The sequence below is a fragment of the Tessaracoccus sp. O5.2 genome (assembly GCF_964266725.1).
GTDB classification, from domain to species: domain Bacteria; phylum Actinomycetota; class Actinomycetes; order Propionibacteriales; family Propionibacteriaceae; genus Arachnia; species Arachnia lapidicapta.
This window is the reverse complement of the sequence record NZ_CAXWGV010000001.1, coordinates 37,262-54,462: the sequence shown is the minus strand read 5'-3', so window position 1 is coordinate 54,462 and position 17,201 is coordinate 37,262. Positions and strand designations below refer to the sequence as shown.

Annotated in this window: 13 protein-coding genes; 8 read left to right on the top strand and 5 right to left on the bottom strand. The window is 71.8% G+C overall.

Translation table 11 applies throughout. From position 1 onward, the window contains the following. The first annotated feature begins 59 nt into the window (after positions 1–59). From ACFQPD_RS00250 to ACFQPD_RS00240, 3 genes are read left to right on the top strand one after another with little or no spacing between them, the layout of a single operon-like run. Positions 60–851, top strand: a complete 792-nt coding sequence (locus ACFQPD_RS00250; protein WP_385897233.1) for a (Fe-S)-binding protein — start codon at positions 60–62, stop codon at positions 849–851. After that, on the top strand, positions 848–2,320 hold the full coding sequence (locus ACFQPD_RS00245) for a LutB/LldF family L-lactate oxidation iron-sulfur protein (RefSeq protein ID WP_385897230.1): 1,473 nt from the start codon (positions 848–850) through the stop codon (positions 2,318–2,320). The genes ACFQPD_RS00250 and ACFQPD_RS00245 overlap by 4 nt, the downstream gene beginning before the upstream one ends. Further along, on the top strand, positions 2,317–2,970 hold the full coding sequence (locus ACFQPD_RS00240) for a lactate utilization protein C (RefSeq protein WP_385897228.1): 654 nt from the start codon (positions 2,317–2,319) through the stop codon (positions 2,968–2,970). The genes ACFQPD_RS00245 and ACFQPD_RS00240 overlap by 4 nt, the downstream gene beginning before the upstream one ends. On the opposite strand, the gene ACFQPD_RS00235 is transcribed toward ACFQPD_RS00240, so the two are convergent. Continuing rightward, entirely contained in the window at positions 2,967–5,045 is a 2,079-nt protein-coding gene (locus ACFQPD_RS00235) for a type IIA DNA topoisomerase subunit B (protein WP_385897225.1), read from the bottom strand. The two genes, ACFQPD_RS00240 and ACFQPD_RS00235, sit on opposite strands and share 4 nt — an antisense overlap. Before the next feature lie 133 nt (positions 5,046–5,178). On the opposite strand from ACFQPD_RS00235, the gene ACFQPD_RS00230 reads away from it, so the two are divergent. Continuing rightward, entirely contained in the window at positions 5,179–5,379 is a 201-nt protein-coding gene (locus ACFQPD_RS00230; protein WP_385897224.1) for a hypothetical protein, read from the top strand. Here the strand turns inward: ACFQPD_RS00230 and nudC are convergent. From nudC to ACFQPD_RS00215, 3 genes are read right to left on the bottom strand one after another with little or no spacing between them, the layout of a single operon-like run. Next, positions 5,366–6,196, bottom strand: a complete 831-nt coding sequence (gene nudC, locus ACFQPD_RS00225; protein ID WP_385897221.1) for an NAD(+) diphosphatase — start codon at positions 6,194–6,196, stop codon at positions 5,366–5,368. The genes ACFQPD_RS00230 and nudC overlap by 14 nt on opposite strands. Beyond that, entirely contained in the window at positions 6,193–9,372 is a 3,180-nt protein-coding gene (locus ACFQPD_RS00220) for an ATP-dependent DNA helicase (protein ID WP_385897219.1), read from the bottom strand. The genes nudC and ACFQPD_RS00220 overlap by 4 nt, the downstream gene beginning before the upstream one ends. Continuing rightward, positions 9,369–12,458, bottom strand: coding sequence for a PD-(D/E)XK nuclease family protein (locus ACFQPD_RS00215; protein ID WP_385897218.1), 3,090 nt, complete (start codon positions 12,456–12,458; stop codon positions 9,369–9,371). The genes ACFQPD_RS00220 and ACFQPD_RS00215 overlap by 4 nt, the downstream gene beginning before the upstream one ends. Before the next feature lie 70 nt (positions 12,459–12,528). Between ACFQPD_RS00215 and ligD the strand changes: the two genes are divergently transcribed. The 4 genes from ligD to ACFQPD_RS00195 all read left to right on the top strand — a co-directional run bounded on the left by ligD (position 12,529) and on the right by ACFQPD_RS00195 (position 16,081). Continuing rightward, a complete protein-coding gene (ligD, locus tag ACFQPD_RS00210) occupies positions 12,529–13,470 on the top strand; it encodes a non-homologous end-joining DNA ligase (protein ID WP_353082905.1) in 942 nt (313 codons plus the stop codon). A gap of 32 nt (positions 13,471–13,502) precedes the next feature. Next, the gene (locus tag ACFQPD_RS00205) at positions 13,503–14,291 is read left to right on the top strand and encodes a PP2C family protein-serine/threonine phosphatase (protein WP_385897217.1); all 789 of its coding nucleotides are present in this window, start codon (positions 13,503–13,505) and stop codon (positions 14,289–14,291) included. A gap of 31 nt (positions 14,292–14,322) precedes the next feature. After that, positions 14,323–14,547 (top strand): DUF3107 domain-containing protein, encoded by a 225-nt coding sequence (locus ACFQPD_RS00200; protein ID WP_068752060.1) that lies wholly within the window; start codon positions 14,323–14,325, stop codon positions 14,545–14,547. Between the two features lie 82 nt (positions 14,548–14,629). Continuing rightward, positions 14,630–16,081 (top strand): DEAD/DEAH box helicase, encoded by a 1,452-nt coding sequence (locus ACFQPD_RS00195; protein WP_385897215.1) that lies wholly within the window; start codon positions 14,630–14,632, stop codon positions 16,079–16,081. Here the strand turns inward: ACFQPD_RS00195 and trpS are convergent. After that, positions 16,075–17,163, bottom strand: coding sequence for a tryptophan--tRNA ligase (gene trpS / locus ACFQPD_RS00190; protein ID WP_068752062.1), 1,089 nt, complete (start codon positions 17,161–17,163; stop codon positions 16,075–16,077). The genes ACFQPD_RS00195 and trpS overlap by 7 nt on opposite strands. Positions 17,164–17,201 lie beyond the last annotated feature (38 nt).

Sequence of the window (17,201 nt, the reverse complement as noted above, 5' to 3'; positions counted from 1 at the left end):
CCGGGTCGTCACCCGGCGCGGACCCCGGCCATCCCGTGACCATTTCAGAGGAGACATCCATGACCACCGAAGCTCCCGGCACGGACGCCCGCCCGGCCCGTTCCGCCGCCCCGCACGTCGCCCTGTTCGCGACCTGCATCGCCGACACCATGAAGCCGTCGGTCCCCATCGCCACCGTCAAGCTGCTCGAGCGGCTCGGCTGTCGCGTGTCGTTCCCCATGAAGCAGACCTGCTGCGGCCAGATCATGACCAACACGGGCTACTACAAGGAAGCCCTCCCGGCCGTGCGGAACTACGCGGACACCTTCGGCGAGTACGACTACATCGTCGGCCCGTCCGGGTCCTGCGTCGGCTCGGTGCGCGAGCAGCACGTCATGCTCGCCAAGGACGCGGGCGACGAAGGGCTCGCGACCGCCGCGGGCGCCGTGGCGTCCCGCACGTACGAGCTGACGGAGTTCATCGTCGACGTGCTGGGAGTCACCGACGTGGGCGCCTACTTCCCGCACCGCGTGACCTACCACCCCACCTGCCACTCGATGCGCATCGCGAAGGTCGGCGACCGGCCCCTGCAGCTGCTGCGGGCCGTCCGGGGCATCGACCTCGTCGACCTGCCGAAGGCCGAGCAGTGCTGCGGATTCGGCGGCACCTTCTCCGTCAAGAACTCCGAGGTGTCCGTCGCGATGGCGTCGGACAAGGCGCGGCACGTGCGGTCCACCGACGCCGAGTTCCTCGTGGCCGGCGACCACGCCTGCCTCATGAACATCGGCGGCGTCCTGCACCGGCAGCGGGCAGGAATCAAGACCATCCATCTGGCCGAGATCCTGGCCAGCACCGAGGAGGACCAGCGATGACCGAGCGACGAACCCCGGAACCCGGCTCCTGGCTGGGGATCCCTCCCTTCCCGAAGGCGGCCAAGTCCGCGCTCGAGAACGCCGAACAGCGCAAGAACCTGCGCCACGCGACCGGGACCATCCGCGCCAAGCGCGTCGCGCGGGCGGCCGAGGTTCCCGACTGGGAAGAACTGCGGACCGCCGGGGCACAGATCAAAGACCGCGTCGCCCGTCACCTCGAGCACTACCTGCTCCAGGCGGAGGCAGCGATGACCGCAGCCGGCATCACGGTGCACTGGGCACGCGACGCGGCCGACGCCAACCGGATCGTCACCGAGATCGCCCAGGCCAAGGGCGTCGACGAGGTCGTCAAGATCAAGTCCATGGTCACCCAGGAGATCGACCTCAACGAGCACCTGGAGGCCAACGGCATCGCGGCCTGGGAGACGGACCTGGCCGAGCTCATCGTCCAGCTGGGCCACGACCTCCCCAGCCACATCCTCGTCCCCGCGATCCACCGCAACCGGTCCGAGGTCCGGGAGATCTTCACCACCGAGATGGGCCGCTACGGCACCCCCGCGCCGGAGGGCATCTCCGACAACCCCGCCGAGCTGACCGACGCGGCACGCACGCACCTGCGCGAGAAGTTCCTCCGGGCCAAGATGGGGGTCTCCGGCGGAAACTTCATCGTCGCGGAGACCGGCACGCTCGTCGTCGTCGAGTCGGAGGGCAACGGCCGCATGTGTCTGACGCTGCCCGAGACCATGGTGTCCATCGTCGGCATCGAGAAGATCGTGCCGACGCTGCAGGACCTCGAGGTCTTCCTCAAGCTGCTGCCACGGTCGTCGACCGGCGAGCGGATGAACCCGTACACGTCCTTCTGGACCGGAGTCACCCCTGGCGACGGCCCCCAGGACCTGCACGTCGTCCTCCTGGACAACGGCCGCACCAATGCCTTGGCCGACCCCCACGGCCGCGCCGCCCTGCGCTGCATCCGGTGCTCCGCCTGCCTCAACATCTGCCCGGTGTACGAGCGGGTCGGCGGCCACGCCTACGGCTCCCCCTACCCGGGTCCGATCGGCGCGATCCTCGGCCCGCAGCTGCGGGGCATGGACAACCCGAACGACCGGGCACTGCCCTTCGCCTCCACGCTGTGCGGCGCCTGCAACGAGGTGTGTCCGGTGCGGATTCCCTTCACCGACATCCTGGTGCACCTGCGGCACAAGGCCGTGGAGTACAAGACCGCCAAGCACCCCACCGGCGAACAGGCCCTCATGAAGGGCGCGGGATGGTTGATGGCCGACGGCTCGCACCTCGAGACCGCCCAGCAGGCCAGCCAGCTGGCCGGCAAGGTCCTACGCGGCAAGTGGCTCGGCCCCCTGCCGATCCCCATCGCGTCGCGCTGGCTCCAGGCCCGCGACGTCGAGGCCCCACCCGCCCAGACCTTCCGTCAGTGGTGGAAGGACAACCACGAAGGAGACCAGCAGTGAACGCACGCGAGGAGGTGCTGCGCCGCGTCCGGCGTGCCACCGCTGACGTCACCGAAGACCGCCCCGAGGTGGATGTACCGGTCGAGTGGGTGTACGGACGCCCACTGGACACGGTTGACGTCCTCGCCGACTTCGTCGAGAAGGTCGAGGACTACAAGGCGACGGTCGATCGGTGTGCCGAGTCCGGTATCGGCACCACGATCGTCCAGGCCCTGCAACGCCTCGGGGCCACCAGCGTGGTGGTGCCGGGAGGGCTGCCCGGAGAGTGGACGGCGGCCATCGGCGCGTCCGGCATCCAGGTCTACCGCGACGAGCCCCCGCTCAGTCACGCCCAGCTCAACACCATCGACGCGGTCGTGACGACCTCGGCCGTGGCCATGGCCGACTCGGGCACGATCGCGCTCGACCATTCCGCCGGGCAGGGACGTCGCGCCCTGAGCCTGCTGCCGGACCGGCACATCTGCGTGGTGCGGGCCGACCAGGTGGTCAGCGACGTGCCGGAGGGCATGGCCCGCCTGGCGCCCGCTCTCCGGGAACGCCGGCCGGTCACCTGGCTGAGCGGGGGCTCGGCCACCAGCGACATCGAGCTGAGCCGGGTCGAGGGCGTCCACGGCCCTCGTCACCTCTCGGTGGTGCTGGTCGAGGGCTAAGCGTCGATCCGGTCGGCCTCAAGGGCGTAGGCCCCCTCGACGATGAACTCCTTGCGGGGGCCGACGTCGTTGCCCATCAACATCTCGAACACCCGCTCCGCGGCGGCGGCGTCATCCACCGTCAGCCGCCGCAGGGTGCGGTGCCGCGGGTTCATGGTGGTGTCGGCCAGCTGATCGGCGTCCATCTCGCCGAGGCCCTTGTAGCGCTGCGGATCCTTGAACGCCTGTCCGCGCTTGGTGAGCTCGGCGGCCTTGCGCTGGTACTCCGCGTCCGAGTAGGTGTAGATGTACTTCTCGTAGCCCCGCTTGGGGTTGATGAGCTCGAACCGATGCAGGGGCGGGACGGCCGAGTAGATGCGCCCCGCCTCCACCAGGGGGCGCATGTACCGGAAGAACAGCGTGGCCAGCAGCGTCCGGATGTGCGCGCCGTCGGCGTCGGCGTCGGCCATGAAGATGATCTTTCCGTAGCGCACGGCGTCGAGATCGAACGTCCGCCCCGAGCCGGCGCCCACGACCTGGATGATGGAGGCGCACTCAGCGTTCTTGAGCATGTCCCCCACGGACGCCTTCTGGACGTTGAGGATCTTGCCGCGGATCGGCAGCAGCGCCTGGAACTCCGAGTTCCGCGCGACGTTGGCGGTGCCCAGAGCCGAGTCGCCCTCGACGATGAACAGTTCGGTGCCGTCCACGGCGGTGGACCGGCAGTCCTTGAGCTTCGGGGGCAGCGCCGACGACGCCAGCGCGTTCTTGCGGCGCTGGTTCTCCTTGTGCGCCCGAGCCTGGACACGGGTCCGCGAGGCGTTGACCACCTTCTCCATGAGGGTCCTGGCGACGGGGCGGACCGCGGCCTTGGTGCTCGTGAGGAACTCCGCCAACTCGCGCTCGACGATGCCGGTCACCAGCTTCTGGACCGGCGGAGTGCCGAGGACCTCCTTCGTCTGGCCCTCGAACTGCGGCTCGGCCAGGCGCACCGTCACGACGGCGGTGAGGCCTTCCATGCAGTCGTCCTTGATGATCTCCTCGCCGGCCTTGAGGAGCCGCGTCCCGTCGAGCGACTTGACGAAGGCGCGCGTGAGGCCGCGCTCGAAGCCCGCGACATGCGTGCCGCCCTTCGGAGTGGCGATGATGTTCACGAACGACTTGACGGTCGTGTCGTATCCGGTGCCCCAGCGCACGGCGATGTCGACGTCGAGATCCCGCTCGACGTCGGTAGGCGTCATGGCCCCCGAATCGTCCAGCATCGGGACCGTCTCGACGAAGGCGTCGTGTCCCTGGAGCCGGATCACGTCGGTGAGAGGGGCATCGTGGGCGAGGAAGTCGGCGAACTCGGTGATGCCGCCGACGTGGACGAACGTCTCCCGCGACGGCTCGTCGCCGCGCCGGTCGGCCACATCGAGGGCGAGTCCGGGCACAAGGAACGACGTCTGGCGCGCCCGGTCGTGCAGGTGGCTCAGCGACAGTTCGGCATCGGCCAGGAAGATCTGCCGGTCGGGCCAGTAGCGGACCCGGGTGCCGGTGACGCCCTTGGCCACGCGCCCCGTCTTGCGCAGCCCGCTCTGCGGGGTGAAGGCCGCGTCCGGCCCGTCGCCGTCGAAGACGCCCGGAACGCCGCGGCGGAAGCTCATCGACCACGTCGCTCCCCCGCGGTCCACCTCGACGTCGAGCCGCGTGCTCAGGGCGTTGACGACCGAGGCGCCCACGCCGTGCAGACCACCCGTGGCGTTGTACGACGAGTTGCCGAACTTGCCGCCGGCGTGCAGCTTGGTGAACACCACCTCGACGCCACTGAGGCCGGTGCGGGGCTCGGTGTCGACCGGGATGCCGCGGGCGTGATCGGCGACGAAGACGGAGCCGTCGCCGTCCAGGACCACCTCGATGCGATCGCCGAAGCCGGCGAGCGCCTCGTCGACCGCGTTGTCGATGATCTCCCAGAGGCAGTGCATGAGCCCGCGGGTGTCGGTCGAGCCGATGTACATCGCGGGGCGCTTACGCACCGCCTCCAACCCCTCGAGCACCAGGAGGTTCTTCGCCTCGTAGTCGCGCGAGTGGGGCTGCTTGCTCTTCGGGGTCTGCACCGGCCTAGGCTACCGGGCGCCGACGCGGCCGCCGTCGCACGAAACGCGGGCGGGTACGCCGGGAACATTTGCGCCGTCCGGTACGTTGAACTTTCCGATCACGTTGATCAGATCACACGGTGGGAGGACCGCGATGACCGAGATTGCCATGGACCCTACGCTGACCGCCATCGACCGTTGCGACCGCTGCGGTGCTCAGGCCTATCTCCGCGTCTTTCTGCGGTCGGGCGGCGAACTGATGTTCTGCGCCCACCACGCCGCGCAGCACCGCGAGAAGCTGACCGAGGTGGCCAGCCACATCCACGACGAGACGAGCCGGCTCAACCAGCGCTGAGCCACCGCTCGATCAGGTGTCGCGCGATCGACGCCTGACCGGGCAGGATGAGGGCTCCGGAGTCGACGGCGGCGGCGAGATCCGCGCGGGTGTAGTACGCACCCTCCGCGATCTCGTCGCCGTCGACGTCTATCCGGCCGTCTTCGGCGCGCGCCTCGAACCCCAGCATGAGCGACCTCGGCATCGGCCAGGGCTGGCTGGCCACGTAGGACACTCCGGTCAGCCGGACGCCGACCTCCTCGGCGGCCTCGCGGTGACACGCCTGCTCGGCGGACTCGCCGGCCTCCACGAACCCCGCCACGACCGAGACCCGTCGGGCGGCCCACTGTCCCTGCCGCGCCAGCAGGATCCGGTCGGCCGGGTCGGTGATGGCGACGATGACGCACGGATCGATTCTTGGGAAGGCCAACGCCCCGCACTCCGGGCAGGACCGCCGCGCCCCCAGCAGGTCCGGGACGGTTCGGGTCCCGCAGGCTTCGCAGGTGGGCGACGTGGCGTGCCACCGCGCGAGAGCCACGGCCGCCGCGAGGGGATCGGCCATGGTGGGGTCGAGATCCCGCCATCCGATGGTCGGCCCGTCGAGGGCAGCGACGCGGCGCGCCAGCCACGGGCGGCCCTGATACCACCCCAGCAGGATGTCCTCGTCGCGCAGCTCGCCCGGCGCCGCGAGCGGGCGCGGTGCTCCGGCGTCGGCGGAGAGGTTGCCGGCGCCGTCGACCTCGATCACGACCGCCTGGGACCACGCCGCCCGGAGCTGCTCCGGGGCCCGGCGTGCGGCGGACCGGTCGAGTCCGGACGGTGTCGTCCACTGATTCATGACGGGTTCCTCCCTGAGGACAGAGCCTCATCGATGAGCGAGGACGGAGCGTCGACGAACCGGAGCCGGTCCGTGGGCACATGGTAGAACGCCGCGCCCACGACCGACGGGTCGACGCCGCGCGCCTCGGCCCACGCCTGTCGGTACACGGCCAGCTGGAGGGGGTCGGCGGCGCGGTCCGACGTCTTCCAGTCCACCACGAGATACTCGAGCCCCTCCGACTCCCAGCGGTACACGGCGTCGATGCGGCCACGCAGGACGTGCCCCGCACGCGCCATGAGGAAGGGCACCTCGACACCCAGAGGAGCCAACGCCGCGAACTGACCGGCCTCGAAGGCGGCGGTGAGCGCCCCCAGCTCGTCAGCGTCGTCCCAGTCCGCACTCCCGTCGAACTCCTCGAGCATGGCGGGCAGCTCGAAGCGCTGCTGCAGCCAGGCGTGGAACCGGGAACCGGTGCGGGCCACCGGGGAGGGTCTGCGCGGCATCCGACGCACCAGCGATGCGGCGAAGGCCTCGGGATCGGCGCGCAGCCCCATGATCGCCGTGGCCGACAACCCCTCGGGGAGTGTGACCTCGGTGAGGTGGCGGCGCCGGACCAGATCGGTGAGGTGGCTCGCCGCCGCGTCCCAATGGGCGATGCGGGCCTCGTCATCGGGGGTGAGGGTCCCCGATTCCCACACCCAGGCCGCCTGCTCCTCCTCCCGGACGGCCAGGAGCCGGCCCGCCTCCCGCACGAGCTCCGCGGCGGCGCGCCGGGCCGAGACCTGCTCCAGGTCGAGTTGGACGGGCCAGCCGGCGCGGAGGGGCTCGGCGGGCACGGGGTTGGTCGCCGCGTCCCGCGTGGCCCCGTCGAGGTAGCAGCCCTCGGCCTCGGCCAGCTCCCGGATGACGGCGAAGTACGGTGACTCCCCCCGCGGCCGGACGTTGCCCGGCGTCCAGACATGCGCGGTGGCCACCAGCAGCTGCTTGGCCCGCGTCGCGGCGACGTAGGCGAGACGGTCCTCGGAGAGACGGTGCTCGATCCGGACGGCGTCCCGCAGGGCCGCGAGCCCGTCCTTGGTGTGATCCCGCAGCTGCGGCACCGCGTCGGCGTCGCCCCGCAGGGGCGCCGGCAGGACCTCAGCACGCTGCGGCCAGATGCCCGACCGCGGCTCCGACGGGAACACCTTGTCGACGAGTCCGGGCAGGTAGACGGTGTCCCACTCGAGGCCCTTGGCCCGGTGCACCGTCAGGAGCTTGACCGAGTCCGCCTCGGAGGGCACGGCCTGCTGCAGCCCTTCCCCGTGTTCCTCTTCGGCGTCGAGATAGGCGAGCAGCCCGCTCAGGCTGCCGTCACCGTCGACGTCCGTGTAGCTCGACACCTCGGCGGCGAACCGCGCGATCTGGGAGGTGTCGGCGCCGGCGGCCAGGAGCTCCGACTCCAGGCCGAGCACGTCGATGACGCGGGTGACCAGGTCCCCCACCGGCTCCGAGGAGTGCCGGCGCAACCCGGTGATCTCTGCGTGGAACCGCGCCAGGCGCTCCCGCGCCGCGGGGCTGAGTGGTGCGTCGCCCGGGTCCGCGACGGCGTCGAGGAGGCACACCATCTCGCCGGGATCCGCCCCCGTCACGCTATGAACCAGAGCGTCGTCCAGGCCCGTCGGGCGTCGGGACGGCGACACCATGGCCCGCGCCCGCTCCCCCAGCAGTTCCAGGTCCGCCAGGCCGATGTTCCACCGCGGTCCGGTGAGAAGAGCGGCAACGTCAGGGTTGGCGGTGACATCGTCGATGACTCGGAGCGTCGACACCAGGGGGGCGATCTCGGGCAGTGCCAGCAGCCCTCCCAACCCGACGATCTCGACCGGGATGTCGCGATCCCGCAGCGCCTCGAAGATGGGGGCCAACAGTGCGTTGCGGCGGACGAGGATCGCCTGGTCGGCCCACCCGATGCCGGTCTCCCGGCGCGCCGCCACCATCTCGGCGATCCAGTCCACCTCGTCGCGGAAGGTGTCGAAGGTGGCCGCCGCCACCGACCCCGACGGCGCCGACGGCGGGGCCACGAGACTGACTCCCGCCTCGCCCGGGGCCGCGGCCAACGCCTTGGCCAGGCCGTTGCCGACCTGGAGGATGCGACGGCCGCTGCGGCGGTTGATGCTCAGCGTCTGGCGGACGGCGGGAGTGCCGTCCGATCTCCGAAACGACATCGGGAACTCGAGGATGTTGCCCGACGCCGCGCCGCGCCACCCGTAGATGGCCTGGTAGGGGTCGCCCACCGCGGTGACGGGGAAGCCCATCGCGTCGCTGGACGGCGGGCCGGTGAAGAGACTCCTGAGCAGCCGTGCCTGGGCCGCGGAGGTGTCCTGGTACTCGTCCAGGAGCACGACGCCGAACCGGCGGCGCAGCTCGGCGCCCACGTCCGGCACCTGGGTGACGAGCCGGACGGCCTCGCGGAGCTGGTCGGCGAACTCGACGACGCCCAGCCGGCGCTTCAGGTCCTGGTATCGGACCACCAGATCCAGCAGCTCGCGCCGCTCGGCGGAGGCATCGAGCGCGCGTTCCACGTCGCGCATCACCTTCCCCCGCCACAGCGGGGCCGCCCGGAATCTCTCGTCAGCCGCGTCGCAGGCGGCGATGACGTCGGCGGGGTCCACCAGGTGCGACTGGAGTTCCGCATCCAGGGCCAGTACGCGCTCGGGGATGTTGTGGTGGCTGAGCCGGCTGATGTGGTGGAAAGGCCCAGGGGCGTCCGCCACCACCCGGGTGGCCAACCGGAACCGGGTGGCGCCGGTGATCATCACCGGATCCCTGTCCAGTCCGATGCGCAGCCCGAACTCCGCCACGAGTCGGGCGGCGAACGAGTCGTAGGTCATGATGAGCTCGGCGCCGTCGCTCTCCGCGGAGCCGCCCACACCCGCACGGTCCAGAGCGACCGACACCCGCGAGGCCAGCTCCGCGGCCGCCTTCCTCGTGAAGGTGAGCCCGAGCACCTCCTCGGGGCGAACCTGCCCGGTGCCGACGAGCCACACGACGCGGGCGGCCATGACCGTGGTCTTGCCGCTGCCCGCCCCGGCGATGATCACCGTCGGCTCGAGCGGCGAGGTGATGGCCGCCAGCTGCTCCTCGGAGAACGGGATCGCCAGCGCGTCGGCCACGTGCTCGGGACGCGACATCGCGGGACGGAGCCGGTGGATGGTCATAGAGCGGCTCCGGATCGGCCCAGGGCGGGGCAGGAGGCGGCGAACGGGCAGTAGCGGCAACTCGCGCACTCGGTGGCGTCGTAGCGCCCGCCGCGCACGATCTCCACGGCGCTGCGGATCCGGTCGTGCACCCAGGTGGGCCCGTCCCCAGGATCCTCGGCTGGCAGCCGCGGGCTGTCGTCGATGGACGGCTGGGCCACCTCGAGCGGCAGGGCCTCGCCACCGCGCAGGAACAGCAGCGCGGGCGGTGCCACGGCCCTGGCGCCGGGGGCGACATCCTCGAACGCGCCCAGTGAGGCCGCCAGCTGGTACACGCCGAGCTGGGCGTGGTCGACGACGTCGGCCTCCTTGAGCAGCCGGCGCCCCGTCTTGAGGTCGACAATCCGCAGCCGACCGTCCGGCAGACGTTCCAGCCGGTCGACTGTCCCGTCGAGCTGCACCTCCTGGCCGGCGACCGTGAGGGAGACGCGAAACGGGTGTTCGACCGCCAGCAGGGTGTCGCGGCTGTGCTCGTGGTAGCGGGCGAAGCGGTCGATGGCCGCCTCGATCTCCGACCGCTCGGACGTGGACAGCCACTCGGCCTCGAAGGGGATGCGGGTCCACACCTCGGCCAGCTTCGCCCGCATCCCGGCCGCGTCCAGCCCGTCGACGGCGGCATGCCGTGCGAGGAGGTGGACGACGTCGCCGACGGAGGCGCGGGACTGCCGGCCGCTGTCCGCCTTCGCGCGCCTGGACAGGAACCAGCGCCGCGGGCACTCCAGCAGCATCTCCAGGGACGAGCCGGTGATCCGCACGGGCCCGTCGTCCGGCGAGACGCCGGGGCTCGGCGGATGCAGGCCCCACCAGCCGTCGGGCGCCGCTCCCGGGAACCCCGGCGCGCCGTCGGGCGCCTCCACCTGGGAGAGGCGCGCCAAGCGGAGCGCCGCGGCGCGACGCAGGCCCGGGCCGGCCGTCTCGTCGGCCAGGGTGCGCCGGAGGTCGCCGACGAGGGAGGCCGTGGACAAGAGGTCCCGGGGCCGGCCGTAGACGCGCTCGACGGCGACCCCCAGCTCGTCCAGGAACCGCGACGGTCGCCCGCCCTCCCCCTCGATGCCCTGGACCGCGCTGACCCGCAGCTCCGACACGGCACGGGAGCACGCCACGTGGAACAACCGCCGTTCCGCCGCCAGCTGGGACGCCTGCCCGGGCGGCGCCAGAGCCTCCGGACCGATCCGGTCCGGATCCAGCAGCAGGCCGGCGCGGGTGAGCCGCGGCCACGCCCCCTCCTGGACGCCCAGGATCCACACCCGCTCCCACTGCAACCCGCGGGTGCGGTGCGCCGTGACCACGCGGACCCCTCGGCCCGTCACCGAGGATTCGCGGCCGGTGTCGGCGGGAATCTCCTGGCCCGCGACCTCGGCGATGAACGTGACGGCGCCGGCCTGCCCGCGCATGTCGCCACTGCGGGCAGCCAGGTCGAACAGCTCCACCACAGCGTCTAGGTCCGCATCCGCCCGCCGTGAGCCGCGCAGCGCCCGCTCTCTCAGCCTCGCGGGCCAGGGGCTGCGGTCCCACAGCAGCCACAGCGCCTCCTGCACCTCACCACCGCCCTCCAGCAGCGACGCCGCCTCCGCCAGGAGTCGGCCCAGCCGGCGCGCCGCCGATGCTTCGGGCGTGTCGATCCCGGTCAGGAGGTCGGCGTCGGCCAGGCACCGGGCGGTCAGGACCGCCGACGTGCCGAGGGCGCGGTGACGGGCCACCAGACTGCGACCGAGCGCCCGCTGCGCCACGCCGTCGAGGCCTGCCAGCGGCGACGACAGCAGCAGGCGCGCCTCGTCGGCCGCCGGCGCCCCTCCCCTCGCGGCCACGTCCAGCGCGAGGAGCAGCGTGGCGGCGGCGGGCTGCTCGGCCACGGCGATCTCGTCGCCGGAGACCTCGACCGGCACGCCCTGGCGGATGAGCTCGGCGGCGATGCCGCTGAGCTGCGAGCGGCCGGAACGCGTCACGACGACCAGGTCCCTCCAGTCCAGTCCGTCGACGGTCACCGCCGTCCTGATCTCCGCCGCGACGTGGGCCAGTTCGGCGGTCGCGTCGTCGAAGACGCGCGCCGCCACCCGCCCGCCGGGGCCCGCCGGGAGCGGTGGTGGCGGATCGACCGGGCCGCCGATCCGCGGTTGCAGCGCGCCAAGGGCCGCCGCGACCTCCGTGCGCGCACGGTGGCCCGCGGCCAGGACGAGGGTGCGCGCGCCCGGCAGCCCGCCCAGGTCCGTGAGGGCGGTGGCGCTGGCGCCGCGGTAGCCGCCGATCCGCTGCCGGGGATCCCCCAGCGCCAGGAGGGGGAGGCCCGCACGGGCGAGGTCAGTGACGAGGCCGACCTGCGCCGGGTCGAGCTCGTGGGCGTCGTCGACGATCACCGCGTCGAATGAGGCCCGCACGGCGTCCGTCACCGCCGAGTCCGTCAGCAGGAGCCGCGTGCGGTACACCAGTTCCGCGTAATCCAGCGTGCCGGAGAAGTCGCCGACCGTCAGGTAGCTCTCAAGAAACCTGGCGACGGCGGCGAACAGCTCATCGCCGCCCTCGCGGGCCATGGACTCCAGGGCCTCCGGGTCGAGCGAGAGCTGCCGCACGCGGGCCAGCACCTCCCTGAGCTGCCGGGCGAAGGCACGCGTCCGCAGCGCCGGCCGCACCGCCTCCGGCCACGCCTCCACCGGCTGCCCGTCCAGGAGCTCGCGGATCCGCTGCTCCTGCTCGGGGGCCCGCAGCAACCGCCAGCCCTCGTCCTCGTGAGGCAGGAAGCGGCGCAGCAGGCCGAGCGACAGCCCGTGGACCGTGGTGACCATGGCGCCCGTCTGGGCCCTGTCGACGCGGCGGGTGATGTCCCGGCGCAGCTGCTGAGCGGCCGGCCGAGTATGCGACACCACGATGATCCGCTCGAGCTCGGCGCCACCCCGGACACGTTCGGCGGCGGCCGCCGCCGCGACCGTGGACTTGCCCGTGCCGGGCCCTCCCAGCACGACGCGCACGCCGTCGCCGCCCAGCGCGGCCCGCTGTTCGAGGGTCAGAACCGGGGCGACGGCACGGCGCGGCGGCAGGACCCGGAAGTTCATGCCCCCATGCAACCAGCCCGGACCGACATTTTCACGCGCGGTCCATGGCAGGCTGAGGCACGGAGGACGCATGAGTGAACGGATCGCAACCCGGATCGACGGGTTGACGCTCAACCTGAGCAATCTCGACAAGCCCCTCTTCCCGTCCGGGTTCACCAAGGGGGAACTCATCTCCTACTACGTCGGCGTCGCCGACGCGATGCTCCCGCACCTCCGGGACCGCGCCGTGACCCGGGTCCGCTGCCCGGACGGCACGGCCGGCCCCTCCTTCTACGAGAAGAACGTGCCCCCCGGCGCCCCCGACTGGGTCGACACCGTGGACGTGGCCACGTCGGCCGGCACCGTCACCTACGTGACTGCCCACCGCACGGCCGACCTCGTGTGGCTCGCGAACCTCGCCGCGGTCGAGCTGCACACCCCGCAGTGGCTCATCCACGACGCCACCGACTCTCCCGACGGGCTGCTGCTCTCCGGCGAGCACGAGCCCCGCGCCACCACGTTGATCGTGGACCTGGATCCGGGTCCGGGGATCACGCCCGCCGACTCCGCCAGGGCCGCGATCAGAGCCGCGACGGTGCTGGCCGAGGTGGGCCTCGTGGCGCATCCCAAGACGTCGGGCAACAAGGGCATCCAGCTGACCGTGCCCATCCAGCCCACCCCCGCGAGCGTCGTGCACGCGTTCGCCACCGCCCTCGCCCAACACCTGGCCCGCAGCCACCCCTCGATGTACGTCGCGACGATGAGCAAGGAGGCCCGTGCCAACCTGGTCTTCGTCGACTACGGGCAGAACCTCGCGGCGCGCAACACGGTGACGGCGTATTCGGTGCGCGGCCTGGATGAGCCGTCGGTGGCGACGCCGCTGACCTGGGACGAGGTGGCCGCGCTGCGTCCCGATTCGGTGCTGCGCACCAGTCCCACGCAGGCGCTGGACCGGGTCCAGCGCCTGGGAGATCTGTGGGCGGCGACGCTGCCGACGGCCGCCTCACCGTCGCTGCCGTCCCCCGACTTCTGACACTATGGGGGCAGTCGTCACCGGGAGGATGCATGGAGCTCACGCCCGAGCGCTCTGAACGCTCGCACTACGTCCGGGTCCCCGCGGACTGGATCGCGGGGTGCAGCGATGCGGGGCGCCGGCACGACGTGAACCAGGACGCGCTGTCGCTCGCGGTGCGCGAGACCCCGCCGCAGGCGGCCGTGCTCGCCGTGGCCGACGGCGTGAGCACCACCCCCGGATCGGACCGGGCCTCCCTCGTGGCCGCGCAGACGGCCGTGGATTCGCTCATCGCCTCACTGCGCGCGGGGACCGACCCGGGCGCCGCCCTCGGAGCAGCCTTCGACGCCGCGAATGACGCCGTCCACGCCGAAGCCGGGGATCCCGCGGCCTGCACGTTGATCGTCGCCGTCATCGAGGACGGTCTCGTCACCGTCGGGAACGTCGGCGACTCCCGCGCCTACCTGGTGTCCGACGACGGCACCGCGGCGTTGCTCAGCACCGACGACTCCATGGCACAGGCGCGGATCATGCTCGGCATGTCCCGCGACGAAGCGGAGCAGTCCGCGCAGGCCCACGCGATCACCAAGTGGCTGGGCCGCCAGGCGACCGACACCGTCCCGTCGGTCACCTCGGCCTCCGTTCGCCGGCCGGGATGGCTGCTGCTGTGTTCCGACGGGTTGTGGAACTATGCGAGCGACCCGGCCGACATGGGGCGGCTCCTGCTGGACCGCGCCACCGCCGCCCCGGAGCCCGGCGATCTGGCCGAGAGCCTGGTCGACTGGGCCAACGAGCAGGGCGGCAAGGACAACATCACGGTCGCCCTCGCCCGCGTGTCCTGACCTCTTGCCCGCGCTGGCTAGAGTGTCTCCCATGGAAGTCAAGATCGGCATCACCGACGTGCCCCGCGAGGTCACCATCGACACCACCGTCCCGGCGGACGAAATCGCCGACCGCGTGCGGGACGCCGTCGCGAACGCCTCGCTGTTCGAGCTCGTCGACGAGAAGGGCCGCCGGGTCCTCATTCCCGGCGCTCGGATCGCGTACCTGGATCTCGGCTCCCCCACCACACGGACGGTGGGTTTCGGGGCGGTCTGACGCTCGTGAGGTAGGCTGGTGGCCTGCGGGCAGCAATGGCCCCGCCTCCGGCGCGCCAACCGCGCCGTGAGTTCGTCCCAGATTGGGGAGAACCCTGAGCGACAACGAGCAGCCGGTCGACGACACCTTCGCCGACCTCGGCATTCACGACTCCATCACCTCCGCCCTCGCGGAGGTCGGCATCGTCCATCCCTTCGCCATCCAGGCACTGGCCGTACCGCTGGCCATCTCCGGCGTCGACCTCATCGGCCAGGCCCGGACCGGCACCGGCAAGACGCTGGCCTTCGGCGTCAGCCTCCTGCACCGGATGGTGACCATCTCGGGCGGCGAGAAGCCCGCGCACGGGCGCCCCCGCGCCCTGGTCGTGTGCCCCACCCGAGAGCTGGCCCTGCAGGTCGGCCGCGACCTCGACGTCGCCGGCAAGCACCTGAAGATGCGCGTACTGACCATCTACGGCGGCACCGGGTACGACGAGCAGCTGGGCGCCCTCGAGTCAGGCATCGACATCGCCGTCGGCACGCCCGGGCGACTGCTCGACCTCGCCGACCGCGGCGCGCTCGACCTGTCGCAGATCCAGGTGCTGGTCCTCGACGAGGCCGACGAGATGCTCGACCTCGGGTTCCTGCCCGACATCGAACGACTGCTGCGCAAGACGCCGCAGGACCGGCAGACCATGCTGTTCTCCGCCACGATGCCGGCCCCGATCCTCACGCTCGCCCGCGCCACGCTCAACCGGCCCGTCAACATCCGTGCCGAGGGCCACGACGCCCAGATGACCGTGCCGGACATCGACCAGTACGTGTACCAGGCGCACGACCTCGACAAGCCGGAGATGGTCGCCCGCATCCTGCAGGGCCGCCAGACCACCAAGGTCATGGTGTTCTGCCGGACCAAGCGCGCCGCGCAGCGCCTCACTGACGACCTGGTCGACCGCGGGTTCGCCGCCGCCGCCATCCACGGCGACCTCAACCAGCAGGCCCGTGAGCGCAGCCTCAAGAAGTTTCGCGCCGGCACCATCTCCGTGCTCGTGGCGACCGACGTCGCGGCCCGCGGCATCGACATCAGCGGCGTGAGCCACGTCATCAACTACGAGTGCCCGGACACGGATGCCACCTACGTGCACCGCATCGGCCGCACCGGGCGTGCGGGGAACTCCGGCGTCGCCGTCACCTTCGTCGACTGGTCCGATCTGCATCGCTGGAAGCTCATCGACCAGGCGTTGAAGCTCGGGATGCCTGCCCCGGCCGAGACCTATTCGTCGTCACCGCACCTGTACGCGGACCACGACATCCCCGAGGGCACGAAGGGTCGTCTTCCCGGCGCGATCGCCGCGCGGGAGAAGGCCGTCGAAGCCAAGCACGCCCCGGCCGAAGGCCGGCGGCGCAGGACGCGCCGCTCGACCGAACCTGCCGGGGATCACCCCGCCGCTGACAAGGCGCCCGAGGTTGAGAGCAAGCCGCGGCGCCGGCGGCGCCGCACCCGCGGCGGGGTCGAGGTCCAGCCGGGCGCCCCGGCCACCGAGACCGGTCAGTAGACCATCCGCATGGCCCCGCGCACCTCGTCGAGGGTGGCGTCGGCGACCTCGTTCGCGCGACGGTTGCCGTCCGCCAGGACCTGCTCGAGGTAGCCGGGGTCTGCGGCGAGCTCGGCCCGGCGGGCCCGGATCGGCGCGAAGTAGTCGTTGACGGCGGCGGTGACCAGCTTCTTCAGGCCGCCGCCTCCCCCGTCGCCGATCTCCTCGGCGACGTCGACGGGCTCCCGGTCGAGGCAGAGGGCGGCCAGGTTGACGAGGTTCGAGACCTCCGGCCGGTTGACCGGGTCGTAGGTGATGTGACGGTCCGAGTCCGTCACCGCACGCTTGAGCAGCTTGGCGGTCTCGTCCGCGGTCATGCCCAGCTCGATGGTGTTGCCCTTGGACTTGGACATCTTGGTGCCGTCGAGACCGAGCACCGTCCCGGACCGGCTGAGCAGCGCCTGGGGGGCGGGGAACACGGGGCGGTCGTCGTCGACGCGGCCGTACCGCTCGTCGAACCGGCGGGCGATGACACGCGCCTGCTCGAGGTGCGGCAGCTGATCCTTGCCGACGGGGACGAGGTTCGCCTTGCAGAACAGGATGTCTGCCGCCTGATGGACCGGATAGGTCAGCATCAGGCCCGACATCGGCCGGTCGCCCGTGTCGTCGAGCTCGGACTTCACCGTCGGGTTGCGCCGCAGCTCGGCGTCCGTGACGATCGACAGGAACGGCAGCATCAGCTGGTTCAGGGCGGGCACCTGCGAGTGGGTGAAGATCGTCACCTCGGACGGGTCGAGGCCCACGGCGAGGTAGTCGGTGAGCAGGGAGTAGACCCGCTCACGGATGGGGCCGACCCCGTCCCGGTCCGTGATGACCTGGTAGTCCGCGATGACGACGAAGGTCTCCACGCCGAGCGTGGCCAGCCGGACCCGGTTCTGCAGCGAGCCGAAGTAGTGGCCGATGTGCAGGTTCCCCGTCGGCCGGTCGCCCGTGAGGATCCGGAACCGCGCCGGATCCGTCAGCAGCTGCGCCTCGATCTCCCGGCTGCGTTCGGTCGCGCGCGTGAGGGTGGCCTCGGGGTCGAAGGTGTCGTCGTGCGACATGGGTGGAAACCTGCCTAGGGTCGATCCGACTGGGTCCG

Coding starts and splice junctions, on each gene's coding strand:
- ACFQPD_RS00250 (WP_385897233.1), top strand. CDS start 60: ATGACCACCGAAGCTCCCGGCACGGACGCCCGCCCGGCCCGTTCCGCC.
- ACFQPD_RS00215 (WP_385897218.1), bottom strand. CDS start 12,458: ATGAACTTCCGGGTCCTGCCGCCGCGCCGTGCCGTCGCCCCGGTTCTG.
- ACFQPD_RS00230 (WP_385897224.1), top strand. CDS start 5,179: ATGACCGAGATTGCCATGGACCCTACGCTGACCGCCATCGACCGTTGC.
- ACFQPD_RS00220 (WP_385897219.1), bottom strand. CDS start 9,372: ATGACCATCCACCGGCTCCGTCCCGCGATGTCGCGTCCCGAGCACGTG.
- ACFQPD_RS00205 (WP_385897217.1), top strand. CDS start 13,503: ATGGAGCTCACGCCCGAGCGCTCTGAACGCTCGCACTACGTCCGGGTC.
- trpS (WP_068752062.1), bottom strand. CDS start 17,163: ATGTCGCACGACGACACCTTCGACCCCGAGGCCACCCTCACGCGCGCG.
- nudC (WP_385897221.1), bottom strand. CDS start 6,196: ATGAATCAGTGGACGACACCGTCCGGACTCGACCGGTCCGCCGCACGC.
- ACFQPD_RS00245 (WP_385897230.1), top strand. CDS start 848: ATGACCGAGCGACGAACCCCGGAACCCGGCTCCTGGCTGGGGATCCCT.
- ligD (WP_353082905.1), top strand. CDS start 12,529: ATGAGTGAACGGATCGCAACCCGGATCGACGGGTTGACGCTCAACCTG.
- ACFQPD_RS00200 (WP_068752060.1), top strand. CDS start 14,323: ATGGAAGTCAAGATCGGCATCACCGACGTGCCCCGCGAGGTCACCATC.